Genomic DNA, 17,421 nt, shown 5'->3' on the forward strand with positions numbered 1-17,421 from the left:
GGAGGAGAAGATCAAGATGAGTCGAAATTATCGTTACGTCATCATGGGAATGATCGTCTTTATGACCGTGGTCAATTACGTCGACCGCGGGGCGATCTCCTATGCCCAGGAAGCGATCATTAAAGAATTCGGGCTCGATCCCAAGACCTGGGGAGAAATCCTCGGCTACTTTGGGTACGGTTACATGTTTGGCGCTTTGTTTGGCGGATTCCTGGCCGATAAAAAAGGGCCCAAGTACGTGTGGATTCTGGCAGGAACCGCCTGGTCGGTCGCGGAAATAGCAACCGCCTTCGCCGGCCAGATCGGGATTGCCGTCTTTGGCGGATCAGCCATCGCTGGTTTTGCCGTGTTCCGGGTGTTATTCGGCCTGGCAGAAGGGCCGACCTTTTCGACAATCAACCGCACGATGGCCAACTGGGCGTCGCCGAAGGAGCGGGGCTTTGCCGCAGCCCTCGGACTCTTGGGTACTCCGCTGGGGGCGCTGTTGACGGCGCCGGTAGCAGTTGCATTGCTATCTTTTACAGACTGGAAAATGATGTTTATCATCCTTGGTCTGGTTGGACTTGTCTGGGTGATTATCTGGAGAAAAATGTTTACCGATCTGCCGGAACACCATCCCAAGGTGAGTCCGGAAGAGCTGGCGGAAATTCGTTCGACGAAGGGCCTGCTGTCGGGGGAAGGCACTGTAACTGCTTCTGCCGATGAAAAAATCCCCTGGTATCACTTCTTTAAAAATCCAACCCTGGTGCTGAACGCGCTTGGCTATTTTGCGTTTCAATATGTGAATTTTCTGTTGCTGACGTGGACGCCCAAGTATTTGCAGGACACTTTCGACTTCAAATTGTCTTCCCTGTGGTATCTGGGGATGATCCCCTGGGTCGGAGCCTGCGTAACCGTGCTGCTTGGCGGGCGCATCTCCGACGCTTTGAGAAGAAAAACAGGAAGTCTGCGGATTGCCCGGTCAGGGCTCGCGGTTGTCTCGCTGTTCTTTACGGCCGTCTGCTTCATGTTCATCCCCACGGTGAGCAGTGTAACGGGTGTCCTGCTGTTGATGGCGCTTGGCAACGCCTTCAACTTCGTGCCAAATACCGTATACTGGACGGTGATCATCGATACGGAGCCTTCCAAGGCGGGAACATTTGGCGGAGTGACCCATTTTTTCACCAACATCGCGACCATTGTGGCCCCCACGCTGACAGGGGTACTGGTAAAAGGATACGGCTATTCAGCCATGTTTACAGCGGCGGCGGTCGCTGCATGTATCGGGATGGTAGCCATGGCTTTTGTCAAACCCGGGCGGCGGGTTCAGCAGCGTACCAATTCTCTCACGAATGTCTAGGAGGTAACCATGGATGTTTTGACTTTATCGCAATCGTTTCGGGAAAAAAAGCTCTCTCCTGTGGAAGTCGTCCGGCAGATGCTGGCGGACGTCAAAAAGCAAAATCCGCTGTACAACGCGTATGTCACCGTGTGTGAAGAGGAGGCGCTTGCCGCAGCCGCCCAAGCGGAGGAGGAGATCGCCAGAGGAGACGTCAGGGGCCCCCTGCACGGAGTCCCGGTGGCAGTGAAAGACCTCATTTTTACCAAAGGAATTCGCACAACCATGGGCTCCAAAGTATACGCCCAGCATATCCCTGATTTTGATGCGACGGTTGTCCGCAAGCTGAAGGAAGCGGGGGCGGTCATCCTCGGGAAAACCAACACGCATGAATTCGCCTACGGACCGATCGGTGACAGGTCCTACTTCGGCCCCTCCCGCAATCCCCATAACCCCGAGAAAATAACCGGCGGCTCCAGCGGCGGCTCCGGGGCGGCCGTGGCTGCCAGCCTCGCCTGCGCCGCCCTGGGAACCGATACAGGCGGCTCGATCCGAATCCCTGCAGCGGCATGCGGAATTGTCGGGATGAAGCCGACGTTTGGGCTGGTCAGCAAATACGGTGTGTTTGATCTGGCTTATACGCTCGACCACGTAGGACCGATGACGAAAAGCGTCCGCGACAATGCCGCCGTATTAAACATACTGGCGGGGTACGATGAGCTGGACCCTTATTCTATCCTCCAGGAGAGAGAAGATTACACCCGGCTCCTCGGCGAAAGTGTACGCGGCAAGGTAATCGGTCTTCCCTCGTATTACTACCGGCATGTGGAGGATGAAGTCCTGCGGGCTGTCCTTAAAGCCAGCGAGGTTTTCAAAAGTCTGGGAGCGGAGGTGCGTGAGGTAGAGGTCGCCGGAATAGAAGAAATAATGCGAGGGCAGCTGATCACGATACAGTCCGAAGCGTATGCGGTACACGAGAAAACGATGCAGGATCACGGGAGCGACCTGGACCGGGAAGTGTACGAGCGCCTGGCAGCCAGCAAGGAGGTTCGCGGCTACCAGTATGTGCAGGTGCAGCAGCAGCGAAAGCGGCTTACCGGACAATACAACGAGATTTTTAAGGAAGTCGACGTCCTGTTGACGCCGACGCTCCCGATCCTGCCGACGGATATCGACCAGCGGGAAGTGATGATCGGCGACTATCAGGATGGGGTTCGGCAGGCACTGCTGCGATTGACCTCGCCGACCAATTTTACGGGGAATCCCGGTTTGTCTGTGCCCTGCGGGTTTTCGGCCAGCGGCCTGCCGATCGGGTTTCAGATGATCGCAAGGCACGGCGAGGAAGCCAAGCTGTACCAATTTGGATACGCCTACGAACAGCAAAATTAATTGGTTTTTGTAATAAAAAACTAGAAATATCTTCCCCCTCCATGGTATTTTAGTAGGAATGCATAAAAAATCATTCAAACAAAAGCCATGGGGGGAGAAAGATTGGAAAACCAAATTCGCGTGGGCATCGTCGGTTACGGCAATCTGGGCAAAGGAGTCGCAGCCGCTATCGAGCAAAATGCAGATATGCAGCTGGTGGCCGTATTCTCGCGAAGATCGCCCGACAGCCTCGGAATCGACAAACCGGGTGTCAAAGTGCTGGATATCGCTTCAGCCGAGGAATACCAGAATGAGATAGACGTCATGGTACTATGCGGAGGATCGGCTACAGACCTGCCTGAGCAAGGACCTTATTTTGCCCGCATGTTTAACACGGTGGACAGCTATGATACGCATGCAAAAATACCGGAATATTATAAAAGCGTGGACAAAGCGGCGCAGGCAAATGGAAAAACCAGCATCATCTCAGTGGGGTGGGATCCGGGCCTATTCTCGATCAATCGCCTGATGGCAGAAGCGATTCTGGCCGAGGGAGAAAACTACACGTTCTGGGGAAATGGCGTCAGCCAGGGACACTCAGACGCGGTTCGCCGGGTCGAAGGAGTGAAGGCGGGCGTCCAGTACACGATCCCGATCGAGCAGGCAGTAGAAAGGGTCAGAAACGGAGAGAACCCCGTACTGACAACCGCTGAAAAACACCGGCGCGTCTGTTACATCGTTGCGGAAGAAGGGTACGACCAGGCGCAAATCGAAAAGGCGATCAAAACCATGCCCAACTACTTTGCCGATTACGAGACAGAAGTGCATTTTGTCACTCAGGAGGACTTGCAGCGGGATCACTCCCAGCTTCCGCACGGCGGATTTGTCATTCGCGGCGGCAAGACCGGGGCGGGCAGCAAGCAAATCATCGAGTTCTCGCTAAAACTGGAGAGCAATCCCGAATTTACCGCAAGTGTACTGGTCGCCTATGTGCGTGCGGCCTACCGGTTGAACAAAGAGGGACAGACCGGGGCCAAGACGGTGCTGGATATCGCGCCCGTCTATGTATCGCGCAGGTCTGCCGAAGAGCTGCGCAGAGATTTGCTGTAAGAGTCGAAACCGGGTGCCGCAGGTGAGGTCTGCGGCACCCGGTTTTGTGTTTGCATTTTCTTTCAGTCTTTCACAAACCGAATCGCTACGGCTTTTTCGGCAGCCGGGTCAAATAAAATGAAAACATACACGCCAAACTCATTTCCCACCCGGTCTCTCAGCCACAGCCTGAATTTCGCTTCCGAGCGCGTTGACGTTATCTCGGAACGTCCCAGATACTTATAGTCTATGATGTCAGCCTCGAATCGCTTTTGTGCTTCCTTGACGGCAATGGTACCCCATTTGGCGTGTTCAGGGGCGGCATTCGCAGCTGCAGCGAAAATAAAAAACAGCGCGATCAGGGACGTCCATACTCTTTTCATAGCCATCTTCCCATCAAAAGGTGTTTTCCATTGTATGTCCCTGATGAATCCGATGTATGCAAAAAAAGAGGCCGTTTACGCCTCTTTCAGATATACCGTGAAAGTCGTCCCTTTGAGCAGCTCGCTGGTGACGGGGAAGAAAAAATGTAAACGTTTAGATTGATTTTGATAAAAGTTTGTGATAATTTAAAATACAAGCAAAAGAAAGCGCTTTTACAGCGGGTTTTATTGGTGAATTGCAGGGTGATAGGCTTTTTTTACTGAATTTAATCTAAACGTTTACATTTTTGGAGCTGATACTGTTGTCTAAACCGACGATTGAAGATGTAGCAAAGCGGGCCAATGTCTCGACAGCCACTGTCTCCCGGGTGATCAACCGGCAGGGAGGCGTTAGGGAAAAAACGAAAGCCCGCATCCTGGCAGCTATCGAAGAACTGAACTACATTCCCAATGCCGTCGCGAGAAGCATGGTGAAAAAAACGACGAACACGATCGGCATCATCATCCCGGACATAAACAACCCGTTTTTTCCCCTGGTCGTCTCGGGAATCGAACAGAAGGCGAGAGAGAAAGGGTATTTCACCATCTTGTGCAATACGAACGAGTCGGCTGAGACCGAAACAGAGCTTCTGAAGATCTTGATGGAGCGGAGCGTTGACGGGTTGATTATCACAACAGCCGACGAGGAGGGTGATCATCTGCAGGCAGTGATTGACGCCAAGATTCCGATCGTGGCCGTCGACCGGTCGATCAAACAGTTTGAAGTCGATACAGTGTTAGTCGGCAATATTGACGGGGCCTACCAGGCGACGCGGCATTTGATCCTGCAAGGGCATCAAAAAATTGCGATCATCTGCGGTCCGCAAAATACAACGCCGGGTTACGAGCGGTATGTCGGGTACAGACGGGCTCTTGAAGAATACGGTCTGCCGCTCGTTCCAGAGTACATCCTGGAGGGAGATTTTAAGGAAGAGAGCGGGACACGTTTGACGAAAGCGCTGCACAGCCTTGCCGAGAGGCCGACAGCCATTCTTTCGTCCAACAACCTGATGACGATCGGCTGTGTCAAGGCGCTGATGGAGCTTTGCTGGAAGATCGGGGAGGAAGTTGCTTTTATCGGGTTTGACGACGTCGACATCGCCACGTTTATCAACCCGCCGCTTACTGTGGTATCCAGGCCGATGCGAAAGCTGGGGGAGGTTGCTTTTGAGATCCTTCACGAACGAATGAAGGAAGGACTAGATGGGGCAAAGCGCCACTACGTGCTTTCTCCCGAACTCAACATACGCCAATCGTGCAGATTGAAATAAAATCTGCATATTCAAAAATCTAAACGCTTACATTTTGGAGGGTGAAATCATCATGAAAAAGGGCGGTATTCTCAATCCAGCAGTTAACAAACTCATTGCGGAAACCGGACACACGGATTGCATCGTTGTCACCGATGCTGGACTGCCACTGCCGGAAAACGTCCGCACACGGATTGATTTGGCTTTGAAGGAAGGCACTCCGGGGTTTTTAGAGACGCTGGACACGGTTTTGGAGGAATTGATCGTTGAGAAGATCATTTTGGCAGAGGAAATCAAAACGGTCAGTCCCCAGATGAATGAGGAAATATTGCGGAGGTTTCCCGGCATTCCTGTAGAGTACCTGCCGCATGTGGAATTTAAGCAAACGACCAAACAGGCACGCGGGTTTATCCGCAGCGGAGAATTTACTCCTTATGCCAACGTAATTTTGGTCGCCGGCGTCGCTTACTAAGCCGCTTGGGCGAGGGCAGACGGGGAAGGGGGAACCATCTTGGATACGATCGCTTTAAAGATGGAGGGAATCTGCAAGCACTTCCCAGGGGTCAAGGCGCTGGATCAAGTCGACATCGAAGTGAGAAAAGGCGAGATTCTCGCGCTCCTGGGAGAAAACGGGGCAGGAAAATCAACGTTGATGAAAGTGTTGGCAGGCGTCCATCAGCCTGACGCAGGCAGCATCTACATCAATGGCAGCAAGGCGGTGATTCAAGGGCCCCGTTCATCACAAGCACTGGGCATCAGCATTATCTATCAGGAATTTAACCTGGTGCCCTACCTCAGCGTTGCGGAGAACATCTTCCTTGGGCGGGAGCCGCGCAGGGTGAGGGGCGTTATCGATTGGAAGCAGCTTCATCAGCAGGCGCAAGCGGTGATGGATCGGGTCGGCTTAAAGCATGTTTCACCCAAAACACTGGTGAGCGAACTCGGCATCGCGGAGCAGCAGCTGGTCGAGATTGCCAAAGCGATTTCTTGCGCTTCTGAAATCATCATCATGGACGAGCCGACTGCCGTGTTGAATGGAGAGGATGCCAAGCAGCTCTTGCAGATCATGTTGGAGCTAAAAAAGCAGGGCATGGCAATCATCTTCATTACTCACAGGCTGGAAGAGGTGGAGCAAATCGCTGACCGCATCTCCGTGCTCCGCGACGGCAAGTACATCGGCAGCGCCAACACCGGGGAAGTCACCAGGGATGACATCGTCAAGATGATGGTGGGACGGGATATTACCGACTTGTATCCAGAAAGAAACGAAAAGATGGGCAAGCCCGTGCTAACGGTGGAACATCTTTCGGTCAAAGGGGAATTGCACGACATCAATCTGAAGGTTCACGAAGGCGAGATTCTCGGTATCGGAGGGTTGATGGGTTCAGGCAGCACTCAGCTATCGAAAGCGCTGTTCGGACTCTACCCGCACATGCAAGGGACGATTACCGTAAATGGGAAAAACCGTATTACATCTCCGCGCGAGGCGATCGATGCCGGTATCGCGCTGGTATCGGACGACCGCAAAGGGGAAGGGCTTGTGCTGATCATGTCGGTTTTCGAGAACCTTCTCTTGCCGAGTTATCGACGGATTTCCGCAGGTGGGACCTTGATGCAGAGGAACAAACAGACCTCCATCGTCGAGAAATGGGTCGACCTGCTGAAAATCAAGGTGCACGATCCCGCAGTTGAAGCGGGGACGTTAAGCGGCGGCAACCAGCAAAAAGTGGTGCTGGGCAAATGGCTGCAGATGAACCCCAAGGTGCTGATCCTCAATGAGCCGACCAGGGGGATCGACGTCGGCGCCAAGGCCGAGATATACCAGTTAATGAAAAACCTTACAGAACAAGGTTTGGCCATCATTATGATCTCTTCCGAAATGCCGGAATTGCTGGGAATGAGCCATCGGATCGCCGTGATGCACGAGGGCAGGATCACAGGCGAAATGCCGATCCGGGAAGCGACACAAGAAAAAATATTCCTTTACGCAACAGGGGGAAAATAAGGTGACAAAAGGACTGGCACTCGTCAATAAATACCGTGTTTTGATCATATTCGCAGCCTTGTGCCTGGCAGCCGGCATTGTGTCCGACTCATTTTTGACGGTAAACAATCTGTTGAATGTGGTACGCCAGGTCTCAATCACGGCGATTATTGCGGCGGGAATGACACTGATCATCCTGATCGCCGGGATCGATCTGTCAGTCGGTTCCGTTCTCGCCTTCACCGGGGCGGCCGCTGCCGGAATGATCGCAGCAAAGCTGCCGCTCGTCGTCGTGCTTCCGGCGACCTTGCTCGTCGGGCTGCTGTTTGGCCTCGTCAACGGACTGTTTGTGACCAGGTGGGGAATTCCTTCCTTCATCACCACGCTGGCAGTGATGGTCATCGCCAGGGGTATGACGCTGGTCTATACCAAAGGGTACCCGGTGGTGGTGAGCAATGACGCCTTTCGCTATATCGGGAACGGCAAAATTGCCGGCGTGCCGCTGCCGATCATCATCATGCTGGCGGTCTTTGCGCTAATGTACTGGGTACTCCGCTACACGAGCTTCGGCCGCTATATCTACGCGATCGGGGGCAATGAAGAAGCGGCACGGCTGTCGGGGATTCCGGTCAATACGATCAAGCTGGCTGTCTTCGGGATCGGCGGTCTGCTCTCTGCCCTGTCGGCGATTATCTACACATCCAGGTTAATGTCGGCACAGCCAACGGCCGGAACGGGCATCGAACTAGATGCAATCGCTGCCGTGATCATCGGAGGGACAAGCCTGGCCGGCGGCAGAGGCGGAATTGTCGGCACGCTGTTCGGGGCGTTAATCATGGGGATTCTCGACAATGTTCTGAATCTCATGAACGTTTCGCCGTTTTACCAGAGCATCGCCAAGGGTTTGGTCATCTTGCTGGCCGTACTGGTCGACAGCAAGTTTTCCAAAATAAAAACAAGATAGAAAGATAAGGAGGAGGATTCATCATGAAAAAAGGTTTGTTTTCGGCAATCACCATCGTTTTGTCGGCAACGCTTTTCCTGGCCGGGTGCGGAGGCAGCGGCAATGGCAGCGGCGATGCCCAGCAGAAGGGGGGAGAGTCTGCTCAGCCGCCAGTTGAGAAGAAGCTGAAAGTGGGCTTGTCGATGAACACGCTGAATAATCCGTTCTTCGTGGCGGTAAAAGAGGGGGCGGAAGCCCAGGCGAAGGACTTGGGCTACGAACTGGTCGTGACGGATGCGCAGAACAACCCCGGCCAGCAGTTGGCCGATGTGGAAAACCTGCTGCAGCAAAAGCTGGACATCTTAATCGTCGACCCGGCGGACAGCGACGCCATCGCGGAAGCGGTGAAGAAAGCGAATGACGAGAACATCCCGGTGTTTACGATCGATCGCCAATCGAACGGCGGAGAAGTCATCACCCATATCGGGTTTGACGCGATCAAGTCGGGCAACATCGCTGGTGATTTCATCGCCGAGGCGCTGAACGGCAAGGGAAAAGTGGTGGAGATTCAAGGCATCATGGGGACCAACGTAGCCCGTGACCGCAGCAAAGGATTTAATGAAGCGATCGCCAAGCACCCCGACATCAAAATCGTCGCCCAGCAGGCAGCCGATTTTGACCGCGGAAAAGCGATGAGCGTGATGGAGAACATCCTGCAGGCCAATCCGGAAATCGACGCTGTCTACGCTGCCAACGATGAGATGGCCCTTGGCGCACTGGCTGCGATCGAAGCGGCCGGACGGCTGGATAAGATCACGCTGATCGGCTGCGACGCCGTCGACCCTGCGCTCGATGCCATCCGTTCCGGCAAAATGGAGGCGACGATCGCAGAGCCTCCGTACTTCCTGGGAAAAGAAGCGATCAAAACGGCAGAAAAAATTTCCAAAGGAGAGACAGTAGAGAAGTCGGTCATTCTGGACTCCACATTGGTAACCAAGGAAAACATCGACCAGGTCAAAACGAGATAGCTTGGAGGGAAGTAAAGTGAGTCAGGGACACATTACCGTCGTGGGGAGTTACGTCGTGGATCTGATGAGCCGCACCCCGCATATGCCGAAGCCGGGTGAAACCGTCCTGGGCGGCCCATTCCGCATGGGTCCCGGAGGAAAGGGCGGGAACCAGGCGGTCGCTGCATCCAGACAAGGCTCACAGGTCTTTATGGTCACAAAAGTAGGCGAAGATCAATTCGGCAAGGATGCGCTGCAGAATTTTACCCGTGAACGGATCGATACTTCTTACGTGTTTATTGATCGCGAGGAGGCGACCGGGGTTGCGCTGATCGCCGTGGACGATCAGAGCGAGAACATGATTGTCGTCGCCTTGGGCGCATGCGGCAGACTGACATCCGCAGATGTGGAACAGGCGGAAGAGACGATTCGCAACTCTGCCGTGGTGCTCGTCCAGCTGGAGACCAGCCTTGAGGCGGTAAAGAAGACGCTGGAGCTCGCCCAGAAACACGGCGTGCCCGTTATTCTGAATCCGGCCCCTTACCAGAAGATCTCCAAGGAGCTGCTGCAAAAAGTGACCTATCTTACGCCCAACGAGACGGAAGCCTCTCTCTTGACGGGAATCGAAGTAACGGATGAGGAATCCGCCTGCCTGGCAGCCAAAGTACTGTATCAGTGGGGAGTGCCGCAAGTCATCATCACGCTCGGGAAAAAAGGCTGTTACTACTACAATGGCAGAAACACAGGAACGCTCTACCCCGGTTTCCAAGTGGACGCGGTCGATACGACCGGCGCCGGCGACGCATTTAACGGCGGGCTGGCCCATGCGTTGGCAGAAGGCCAGAGCATCAGCGAGGCGATACGCTGCGCCAATGCGGTGGCAGCACTGTCCGTCACCAAACCGGGAACAGCCCCGTCGATGCCGACCAAAGCGGAAGTAACCCGTTTTCTCCAGCAGCGCTAATGCTTTCGAGAGGAGAGAAAAACCTGTGCAAACATCATTTGCAAATATCATCGACCACACCCTGCTCAAACCAAACGCAACCGATCCACAAATCCTGCAGCTTTGTACCGAGGCAAAGGAATACCGCTTTGCATCCGTCTGCATCAATCCCTGCTTCGTTCCGCTGGCAGCCCGGGCCTTGCAGGGCACAGATGTCAAGGTTTGTACCGTAATCGGCTTCCCGCTGGGAGCGTCCACGACGGAGGCAAAGCTTTTTGAAGCAAAAGACGCCGTCGCCAATGGAGCAGATGAGCTCGATTACGTGGTCAACCTGAGTGACGTGCTCTGCGGCAGATACGATCTGGTGAGACGAGAGATGGAACGACTCGTTCAGTTGCGCTCAGAGGTCGGGAAGCCGCTGGTGATCAAGATCATTTTGGAGACATGCTATCTGAACGAGACGCAGATTGTGGAGGTTTGCAAACTGGCGAAGGAGACTGGTCTCGATTTTGTAAAGACATCGACCGGTTTCGGCACGGCTGGTGCCACGGCAGAGCACGTCCGGATCATGCGCGAGACGGTAGGCACGGACGTCGGCGTAAAGGCGTCGGGCGGCATTCGCAGCTACGAAGATTGCGCCGCCATGATTGGCGCCGGGGCCAACCGGATCGGAGCCAGTGCCAGCGTGGCGATCGTGACTGGAGCCAAGACAGCCGATTCATCCGGATATTGACTGGACGACTTGAAAAACCCTCGAATCAGGCGAAATGCCGCGGTTCGAGGGTTTTTTGGCGTCATGCGGTGCCCAGCTTGACACCCAGTTCAGCCAGGTACTTGCGGTAGGCGATGCTGACGCGGTCGATTTTCAGCGACAGTTCTGCTTGCAGATCGAGCGGCAGGTGTTCCGGCTTCTGGTTTTCCACGATCGGCTTGTCCTGCGCGAAGATCATGTCCTGGAATTGAATGATTTCCTCGTCGGTCGTTCCCGTGTCGTAGTTGAATGAGAGGATGCCGTAGGCGACAGAATGCCCCTCTTCCACCGGGCGGACGGTCAGCAGAATCGACATCCGCTGGTCGGTTTCCCGATCCCGCTTGGTAAAGCGGACCGTCAGCGGCCGCAAGATTTCATAGGTGTAGTAGACGTACTTGGCCTGGCCCGAACCGTCGGGGTCAGGTTGGAAAATGGCGATTTCATCGGAACGGATGCCTGATTCGTCCAGGTGGACGCGGTAATCGCCGATTTCCTGATGCGTGGAAGTCCCGAGGTAGCCTTCGTGGACAACGGCGAGGTGACCGACGTCGAGGAAGTTCTCCACAATGCGCGGCGGATTGGCGTTGACCTCCTGCGGGCCCCAGACGACATTGCGGTAACCGGGCTGGAAGAATTCCGGGTATGGCAGCAGCTCGGGCTCGTTGCTGGCGAGGTTTACCCAGATAAAACCGTACTGTTCCATGCAGCTGTAGGAGATGGCCCGCGCTTTGGCCGGAATGGCTTGATCAGCCGGGAGCTGCGGGATTTTTACGCAGCTGCCGGAAGCGTCGTATTCCCAGCCGTGATACGGGCAGACGAGGTGGCCGTCGCGAACGCACCCGAGCGACAGCGCGGCACCGCGGTGGATGCACAGGTCCTTGAATGCACGGATTCCGTCAGTGCTTCTGTACAAGACAATCCTCTCTCCCATGATGGTTACCTGCAGCGGTTTGTCCGCTACGTCAATGGAGCGGCAGGCGACGATCCAATCGCGGCTAAGCACGGCATCGAGCGTGTTCATATCGGGCATTCCCTTCTTCTCTTAGTGATGTCGCTACTATTGTAAGCAAGACTGCGGAGGGGAGTCAATAAAATACGAACATTTTCTTTTTTTATATAAAAAATGTACGTGAATTCACTAGGCAATTCGACATTTATCGACTATAATGATGCCTATCCAAATCATTAACGGAAAAATAGGTTCCTATCAACTATCCGTGAAAACAAAACAGGGGAGGAAGAAACCAGTGGAACAGACGCGTCAGGGCGTTCGTCTGGTCGTCGGCGTCGACGACAAAATCGGATTCGGGAAGGCGTTCTTGCTTGGCCTTCAACATGTACTGGCGATGGATTTGTACATCGCGCCTATCATTATTGCGGGACTTTTAGCCCTCGACAAGGGGAATACGTCATTCTTCATCCAAATGTGCTTCCTGGGCACCGGCATCGCTACCCTGATCCAATCGGGTTTCGGCATGCGGCTGCCGGTGGTGCAGGGTCCATCCTACGTGCCGATCGGGGCGATCGCCGCGATTGGCGGAAAACTGGGGCTGGGCGCGGTCACCGGGGCGTTGATTCCCGGCGCACTGCTCATCGCCCTGCTCGGCTATCCGCTCAGGCTGTTTGCCAAGGCGGTGCGAAAGATCATTCCTCCACTGGTCGGCGGTACGGTGATCATCATCGTCGGCATCGCCTTAATGCCGATTGGCATGGGCAACATCTACAACGCTCCCGGCAGCATCGGCGTGAACTGCCTGGTTGCGGCGGTTTCGGCGGCCGTACTCGTCATCTGCATCTTGCTCGGAAAAAAAGCGCAGGGTGCCGGCACCTTTTTCCGGCTCATCTCCGTGATCATCGCCATCGTTGCCGGAACGGTTACCGCATCGTTTTTCGGCACGGTGGATTTTTCGCGGGTGCAGGAGGCGGCGTGGCTGTCTCTGCCAAAGCTGTTGCCGTACGGTGCACCAGTGTTCGATTGGAGTGCGGTGCTGACGATGGCGTTTGTCTACCTGATCATCTTGATCGAGACGACTGGGACCTGGTTCGTCGTCTCCAGTGTCACGGGCAGCGAATTGTCTGAACAACGTCTGAACCGCGCTGCAGCGGGCGAGGGCATCGGCTGCTTTTTCGCCGCTCTCTTCGGCGGGACACCGATGACAGGCTATTCCTCAAACGCCGGACTGATTGCCGTGACCGGTGTCGGGAGCCGCATGGCGATTATGACAGCGGGCGGCATTCTGGTCGCACTCGGACTGGTTCCCAAACTGTCTGCCGCGATTACGTGCATCCCCGAACCGGTGATCAACGGGATCTTTGGAATCGTCTGCGTAGCGATCATTACGAACGGCATGAAGGTGATCCAACCGATCGCGATTGACGAGCGAAACATGATGGTGATCGGTATCCCGGTGCTGCTTACCATCGCGGTAACGGTGCTTCCGAAAGACGTGCTGCAGGGTCTGCCTGACTTCGCCAGCTACATTTTGTCCTCGGGCATTACCGTTGGCGCCTTGGGCGCGGTGCTGCTCAATTTGCTGATTCCGGCGGAAAGACATAAGGTGCAGTGAAGGAAAAAGAATCGTCGCTAGGCTTGCCCGCAGCGGCGATTCTTTTATTTTTTTCTTTACAAACCGACCGCCGGTTTGTAAACTATTTTCATGACAAGTCAACAAGCAAAGGAGAAGCGATATGACTCAATCTTTCCATACCAATCCCAGTTTTCAACTGCTGCTGGCGACGACAGAAGAAATTATTCGCGAACGGGGCTGCAGTCAGACTACACTGCAGGAGATTATCAAGCGGACCGGGCTCTCCAAGGGCGCGATTTACCACTACGTGCAGAGCAAGGATGAACTGTTTGCCCTGGTCTTGCAATCCAAGCTGGAACAGGTGAACGAAAATTTTGCCCTGCAAGTTAGCAAGAGCGCGAGAGGAGATCTGCAAACTCCGCTGCGAGCGATCATCAAGGGTTTTTCTCAGATGATGAGAGCGGAGGGCAACGTAGCACTGCAGATTTTTGTCTACCTGCTCAGCCAGAAAGAAAAACCGGAGATTGCCGAGATTCTTCGCCGCTTTTACGAGTTTAGCGTGACATTGCAGACGAAGTGGATTGAGACCGGACAGGAGGGCGGTGCGATCTCCAAGGCGTTAGACGCACGAAAAACCGCGCAGTATCTGGTAGCCCACATGTTTGGCTCGGGAATCCTCGGAATCATCCAGCAGGGCGAAAGACCTCTCGACGAGGAAGACATCCTGCAAATCTTGATGCGCATTCTGCGCGATTAATCGATTTTTTTGATTTGTATCTTATATCTTACCAAGGAGTGGGCCGTCTATGAACATGTTGTTTTGGATTGTCCTTGATTTGATTCCGTTTTTTGTCGCCTTTCAACTACACCCGCCGGTTGTCGGCTTTTCCGTCGGACTGCTGCTTACTTTAGCGATCCGCTTGTTCCAAAAAAGGCGATTTGGCGAGGTAAATACGATCATTAAAGTGAAGACCTGGTATTTTTTCTGCAGCCTGGCCATCGCCATCCTCTTTCCGGACGTCCGTTTGTTTGACTTTACCCAATTGTTCGTTTACGGCATCTTAACCTTGACGACGATCCTTTCCTTGCTTGTCAAAAAGCCGTTTACCTTGCAGTACGCCAAAAAGACGGTCGCCCCACAGTTTCATGATCAACCGCTATTCGTTTCCACCAACTATTGGCTTACGGCGGCATGGGCGCTTTCGTTTGGCCTGTCATTTGCCTTCGCCGTGCTGTATACGCTGAATGTCATCCCGGGAGAAATCGGGATTATGCTGGTTCATACCTGGAACATTCTCGGCTTTGCCGTTACTTTTTTGGTTCGTTTCCTCGGCCGTCAATACTACCTCAAACAAAAAGGCAGCAAAACGGGAGCGTAGCAAGACCGGGTCGCTCCTTACTTATTATCCATATCTATACCGACGGTCGGTTTGGAAAAAGAAAGGATGGTATTGCAGGATGGATAAAAACCGGGGGAAGCTTCTCCTTCTCGTTATGGTCATCATACTGGTGTTTGCCGGTACAGCTGGTTATTACGGCTACCAGAATTACTATTACGTAAAGACGGAAGACGCCATTGTTACAGGGGATATTTACAAGATTGCCCCGAAAGTCGCCGGCAAGATCAAACGGCTATTGTTTGACGAAGGCAGCCAGGTGCAAGCAAACCAGGTCGTCGCCGAACAAGAAGAGTCGACGCCGGCTGCCGGGGGAGTGCTGGAGCATCTGCTGATCCGTTCTCCGATCAGCGGCGTCATCCTGCAGCGGACAGCAAAAGCGGGAGAAGTGGTCGGCGCCGGCAGCACGGTGGCGCTGGTCGTTGACAAAACCCAATTGTACGTGCAGGCAAATGTGGAAGAGACAGAGGCCCGGCTGGTCAAGGAGGGGCAGCTGGTCGATATCACCCTCGACATGTATCCGGGCAGGAGGTTTCAAGGCAAGGTAATCAAGCTCGGGGAGGCCGCCCAATCTGCTTTTTCGCTCTTGCCGCCCGTCAATGCCGGAGGCAACTTTACCAAGGTGACACAGCGAATTCCGGTGAAGATCGGTTTTTTTGACGAAACGGTTGATCTTCGTCCCGGAATCAATGCCGCCGTTGCCATTCACGTGAGATGAGGGGGTGAGCAGATGAACCCGCAGAAAAATTTTTGGCCCGGCGTCTTTGCGATTGTCCTCGGCACGTTCATGGCCGTCCTCGATACGAGCATCGTCAATGTGGCGATTCCGGAGATGATGAGCGTATTCGGGGTTTCTGCCGACGAGATTCAGTGGGTGATCACTGCGTATACCCTGGCGATGGCAGCGATTATTCCGCTCTCCGGGTACGCCAGCACGCGTTTCGGGCTAAAAAAGAGCTACCTCGCCAGCCTCTTCCTGTTCACGCTGGGATCGTGCTTCTGCGGATTCGCCTGGAGCAGCGGCACCATGGTGGCGTCCCGGATCATTCAAGCCGTCGGCGGCGGGTTGATGATGACGATCGGCCAGTCGATGATTCAGTATGTCGTACCGCGGGAAAAAATCGGTCCAGCCATGGGCGTGTTCGGCATCTCCGTTTTTGTCGCCCCGGCGATCGGCCCTGTCCTAAGCGGCTATTTCGTACAGTATCTGGATTGGCGGTTGATTTTCACGGTGAATATTCCGTTTGGGCTGCTGGCGATGCTGCTGGTTTGGCGCTTTTTGCAGGAGAGCGAGCCGAAAAAGAACCATCCGTTTGATCTGCCCGGCTTTCTCTTTTCCGCAGTCATGCTGGTAGCCCTGCTGCTGGCTTGCACCAAAGGAGAAGAATGGGGCTGGGATTCGTTCTGCATCGTCTCGCTGTTTTTGACGGCGCTTGCGGCCTTGGTCCTGTTTGTCGTGCGGGAGCTTTCCACAGAGCATCCGCTGGTCGACGTCCGTTTATTTCTCATTCGCGACTTTTCTTTGGGCCTGCTGGTCAACAGCCTGCTGATGGCAGGGAACTTTGGCTTGATCTACCTGCTGCCGATCTACTCAGAGAACATGCTGGGCCACTCCGCGATGGATACAGGTCTTTTGCTTCTCCCGCAGGCGATTGCTTCCGGAGTGATCACGCCTTTGTGCGGCTTCCTCGCGTTCAAAACCGGACTGAAGCCGTTCGTATTCACAGGGATTCTCCTCTGCGCCATCTCCGGTCTGTGGATTGCCGCTGTCGATCTTGATACCGGCTATACACATTTGCAGTGGCTGCTCGCATTGCGGGGGATCGGCCTGGGGCTTTGCCTGATGACGTCAATGCAAATACCGCTGATATGCATTCCCGATCAGAATCGGGTTCCCGCCGCCTCGGTCATAACCAATGTCTGCCGGCAGGTGGCTACCTCGGTGGGAATCGCAGCCCTGATCAGCCTGTTTGCCCATCGCAGCGTCCAGCATGCGGCCCATTTGGCGGAGAGTGTCACAGCCACAGGGCCGATCCATACGGAAGTCATCCATCAATGGGAGCAGCTGTTTGTGAGCCAGGGCTTGTCGGCACAGGATGCCGCTATTTTGGCTGTACAAATGGTCGGTCAGCTGGTGAAAAAATACGCCTCTATACACGCCCTGCAGGACAGCTTGTTGGCGGTAGCGGTCGTCCTGTTTGCGGCTCTCGGGGTTACCCTGTTGGTGAAAGAGAGAAAACTGGCGCCCGGCTCCCGATATGAACAGACGATGCCGGCAGAATAATTTGCGCGCTTACCGCCAATAATTGAAAAGCGAGATATGAAAAATGGAACAAAAGGAGCGGTTGGCTCTTCTTGTTCCATTTGATATTGTGAAAAAATAGGTAAAAGTTCGTGTCGTACAATGTTTGTTGTACGTCA

The 17,421-nt window shown here is 54.2% G+C and carries 17 protein-coding genes; 15 read left to right on the forward strand and 2 right to left on the reverse strand.

Features of this window, described 5'->3' with window-relative positions; all coding sequences use genetic code 11:
* Nucleotides 1–16 precede the first annotated feature (16 nt).
* The 3 genes from ACI7RC_RS22440 (at nt 17) to ACI7RC_RS22450 (ending at nt 3,796) form a co-directional block, all read left to right on the forward strand.
* On the forward strand, nt 17–1,339 hold the full coding sequence (locus ACI7RC_RS22440) for an MFS transporter (RefSeq protein ID WP_408110428.1): 1,323 nt from the start codon (nt 17–19) through the stop codon (nt 1,337–1,339).
* A gap of 9 nt (nt 1,340–1,348) precedes the next feature.
* A complete protein-coding gene (locus ACI7RC_RS22445; RefSeq protein ID WP_408110429.1) occupies nt 1,349–2,707 on the forward strand; it encodes an amidase in 1,359 nt (452 codons plus the stop codon).
* 102 nt (nt 2,708–2,809) lie between these two features.
* Nucleotides 2,810–3,796 carry a diaminopimelate dehydrogenase gene (locus ACI7RC_RS22450; RefSeq protein ID WP_408110430.1) on the forward strand — a complete coding sequence of 329 codons (987 nt, stop codon included), beginning with the start codon at nt 2,810–2,812 and terminating at the stop codon, nt 3,794–3,796.
* Between the two features lie 62 nt (nt 3,797–3,858).
* Here the strand turns inward: ACI7RC_RS22450 and ACI7RC_RS22455 are convergent, their stop codons facing one another.
* A complete protein-coding gene (locus ACI7RC_RS22455; RefSeq protein ID WP_408110431.1) occupies nt 3,859–4,158 on the reverse strand; it encodes a DUF3889 domain-containing protein in 300 nt (99 codons plus the stop codon).
* 302 nt (nt 4,159–4,460) lie between these two features.
* Between ACI7RC_RS22455 and ACI7RC_RS22460 the strand changes: the two genes are divergently transcribed.
* The 7 genes from ACI7RC_RS22460 to deoC are packed head-to-tail and all read left to right on the forward strand — an operon-like array spanning nt 4,461 to nt 11,057.
* A complete protein-coding gene (locus ACI7RC_RS22460) occupies nt 4,461–5,468 on the forward strand; it encodes a LacI family DNA-binding transcriptional regulator (RefSeq protein ID WP_408110432.1) in 1,008 nt (335 codons plus the stop codon).
* 52 nt (nt 5,469–5,520) lie between these two features.
* Nucleotides 5,521–5,919, forward strand: coding sequence for a D-ribose pyranase (gene rbsD, locus ACI7RC_RS22465; RefSeq protein WP_408110433.1), 399 nt, complete (start codon nt 5,521–5,523; stop codon nt 5,917–5,919).
* Between the two features lie 39 nt (nt 5,920–5,958).
* A complete protein-coding gene (locus tag ACI7RC_RS22475; RefSeq protein WP_486303984.1) occupies nt 5,959–7,452 on the forward strand; it encodes a sugar ABC transporter ATP-binding protein in 1,494 nt (497 codons plus the stop codon).
* 1 nt (nt 7,453) lies between these two features.
* Nucleotides 7,454–8,395 carry an ABC transporter permease gene (locus ACI7RC_RS22480; protein WP_408110434.1) on the forward strand — a complete coding sequence of 314 codons (942 nt, stop codon included), beginning with the start codon at nt 7,454–7,456 and terminating at the stop codon, nt 8,393–8,395.
* A 23-nt stretch (nt 8,396–8,418) separates the two neighbouring features.
* Nucleotides 8,419–9,402, forward strand: coding sequence for a substrate-binding domain-containing protein (locus tag ACI7RC_RS22485; RefSeq protein WP_408110435.1), 984 nt, complete (start codon nt 8,419–8,421; stop codon nt 9,400–9,402).
* A gap of 16 nt (nt 9,403–9,418) precedes the next feature.
* Complete coding sequence (gene rbsK, locus ACI7RC_RS22490) at nt 9,419–10,345, forward strand: ribokinase (RefSeq protein WP_408110436.1); 927 nt, start codon at nt 9,419–9,421, stop codon at nt 10,343–10,345.
* 25 nt (nt 10,346–10,370) lie between these two features.
* Nucleotides 10,371–11,057: a deoxyribose-phosphate aldolase gene (gene deoC, locus ACI7RC_RS22495; RefSeq protein ID WP_019121245.1), complete on the forward strand. Its 687-nt coding sequence runs from the start codon at nt 10,371–10,373 to the stop codon at nt 11,055–11,057.
* Nucleotides 11,058–11,118: 61 nt separating this feature from the next.
* Here the strand turns inward: deoC and ACI7RC_RS22500 are convergent, their stop codons facing one another.
* On the reverse strand, nt 11,119–12,096 hold the full coding sequence (locus tag ACI7RC_RS22500) for an aromatic ring-hydroxylating dioxygenase subunit alpha (protein WP_408110444.1): 978 nt from the start codon (nt 12,094–12,096) through the stop codon (nt 11,119–11,121).
* A gap of 226 nt (nt 12,097–12,322) precedes the next feature.
* Between ACI7RC_RS22500 and ACI7RC_RS22505 the strand changes: the two genes are divergently transcribed.
* From ACI7RC_RS22505 to ACI7RC_RS22525, 5 genes are all read left to right on the forward strand, one after another.
* On the forward strand, nt 12,323–13,642 hold the full coding sequence (locus ACI7RC_RS22505; RefSeq protein WP_408110437.1) for a uracil-xanthine permease family protein: 1,320 nt from the start codon (nt 12,323–12,325) through the stop codon (nt 13,640–13,642).
* 121 nt (nt 13,643–13,763) lie between these two features.
* Nucleotides 13,764–14,360: a TetR/AcrR family transcriptional regulator gene (locus ACI7RC_RS22510; protein WP_408110438.1), complete on the forward strand. Its 597-nt coding sequence runs from the start codon at nt 13,764–13,766 to the stop codon at nt 14,358–14,360.
* A gap of 49 nt (nt 14,361–14,409) precedes the next feature.
* Nucleotides 14,410–14,982 carry a hypothetical protein gene (locus tag ACI7RC_RS22515; protein ID WP_019121249.1) on the forward strand — a complete coding sequence of 191 codons (573 nt, stop codon included), beginning with the start codon at nt 14,410–14,412 and terminating at the stop codon, nt 14,980–14,982.
* A gap of 79 nt (nt 14,983–15,061) precedes the next feature.
* Nucleotides 15,062–15,718: an HlyD family secretion protein gene (locus ACI7RC_RS22520; protein ID WP_408110439.1), complete on the forward strand. Its 657-nt coding sequence runs from the start codon at nt 15,062–15,064 to the stop codon at nt 15,716–15,718.
* A gap of 12 nt (nt 15,719–15,730) precedes the next feature.
* Nucleotides 15,731–17,284, forward strand: coding sequence for a DHA2 family efflux MFS transporter permease subunit (locus ACI7RC_RS22525; RefSeq protein WP_408110440.1), 1,554 nt, complete (start codon nt 15,731–15,733; stop codon nt 17,282–17,284).
* Nucleotides 17,285–17,421: the final 137 nt, after the last annotated feature.

The organism is Brevibacillus sp. B_LB10_24, assembly GCF_046036945.1.
GTDB lineage: Bacteria > Bacillota > Bacilli > Brevibacillales > Brevibacillaceae > Brevibacillus_C.

What these genes read in the sequence shown, in the direction of transcription:
- ACI7RC_RS22500 (WP_408110444.1), bottom strand. Translation starts at nt 12,096, where the DNA reads ATGAACACGCTCGATGCCGTGCTTAGCCGCGATTGGATCGTCGCCTGC.
- rbsD (WP_408110433.1), top strand. Translation starts at nt 5,521, where the DNA reads ATGAAAAAGGGCGGTATTCTCAATCCAGCAGTTAACAAACTCATTGCG.
- ACI7RC_RS22455 (WP_408110431.1), bottom strand. Translation starts at nt 4,158, where the DNA reads ATGAAAAGAGTATGGACGTCCCTGATCGCGCTGTTTTTTATTTTCGCT.
- ACI7RC_RS22485 (WP_408110435.1), top strand. Translation starts at nt 8,419, where the DNA reads ATGAAAAAAGGTTTGTTTTCGGCAATCACCATCGTTTTGTCGGCAACG.
- ACI7RC_RS22440 (WP_408110428.1), top strand. Translation starts at nt 17, where the DNA reads ATGAGTCGAAATTATCGTTACGTCATCATGGGAATGATCGTCTTTATG.
- ACI7RC_RS22510 (WP_408110438.1), top strand. Translation starts at nt 13,764, where the DNA reads ATGACTCAATCTTTCCATACCAATCCCAGTTTTCAACTGCTGCTGGCG.
- ACI7RC_RS22520 (WP_408110439.1), top strand. Translation starts at nt 15,062, where the DNA reads ATGGATAAAAACCGGGGGAAGCTTCTCCTTCTCGTTATGGTCATCATA.
- ACI7RC_RS22525 (WP_408110440.1), top strand. Translation starts at nt 15,731, where the DNA reads ATGAACCCGCAGAAAAATTTTTGGCCCGGCGTCTTTGCGATTGTCCTC.
- ACI7RC_RS22515 (WP_019121249.1), top strand. Translation starts at nt 14,410, where the DNA reads ATGAACATGTTGTTTTGGATTGTCCTTGATTTGATTCCGTTTTTTGTC.
- ACI7RC_RS22445 (WP_408110429.1), top strand. Translation starts at nt 1,349, where the DNA reads ATGGATGTTTTGACTTTATCGCAATCGTTTCGGGAAAAAAAGCTCTCT.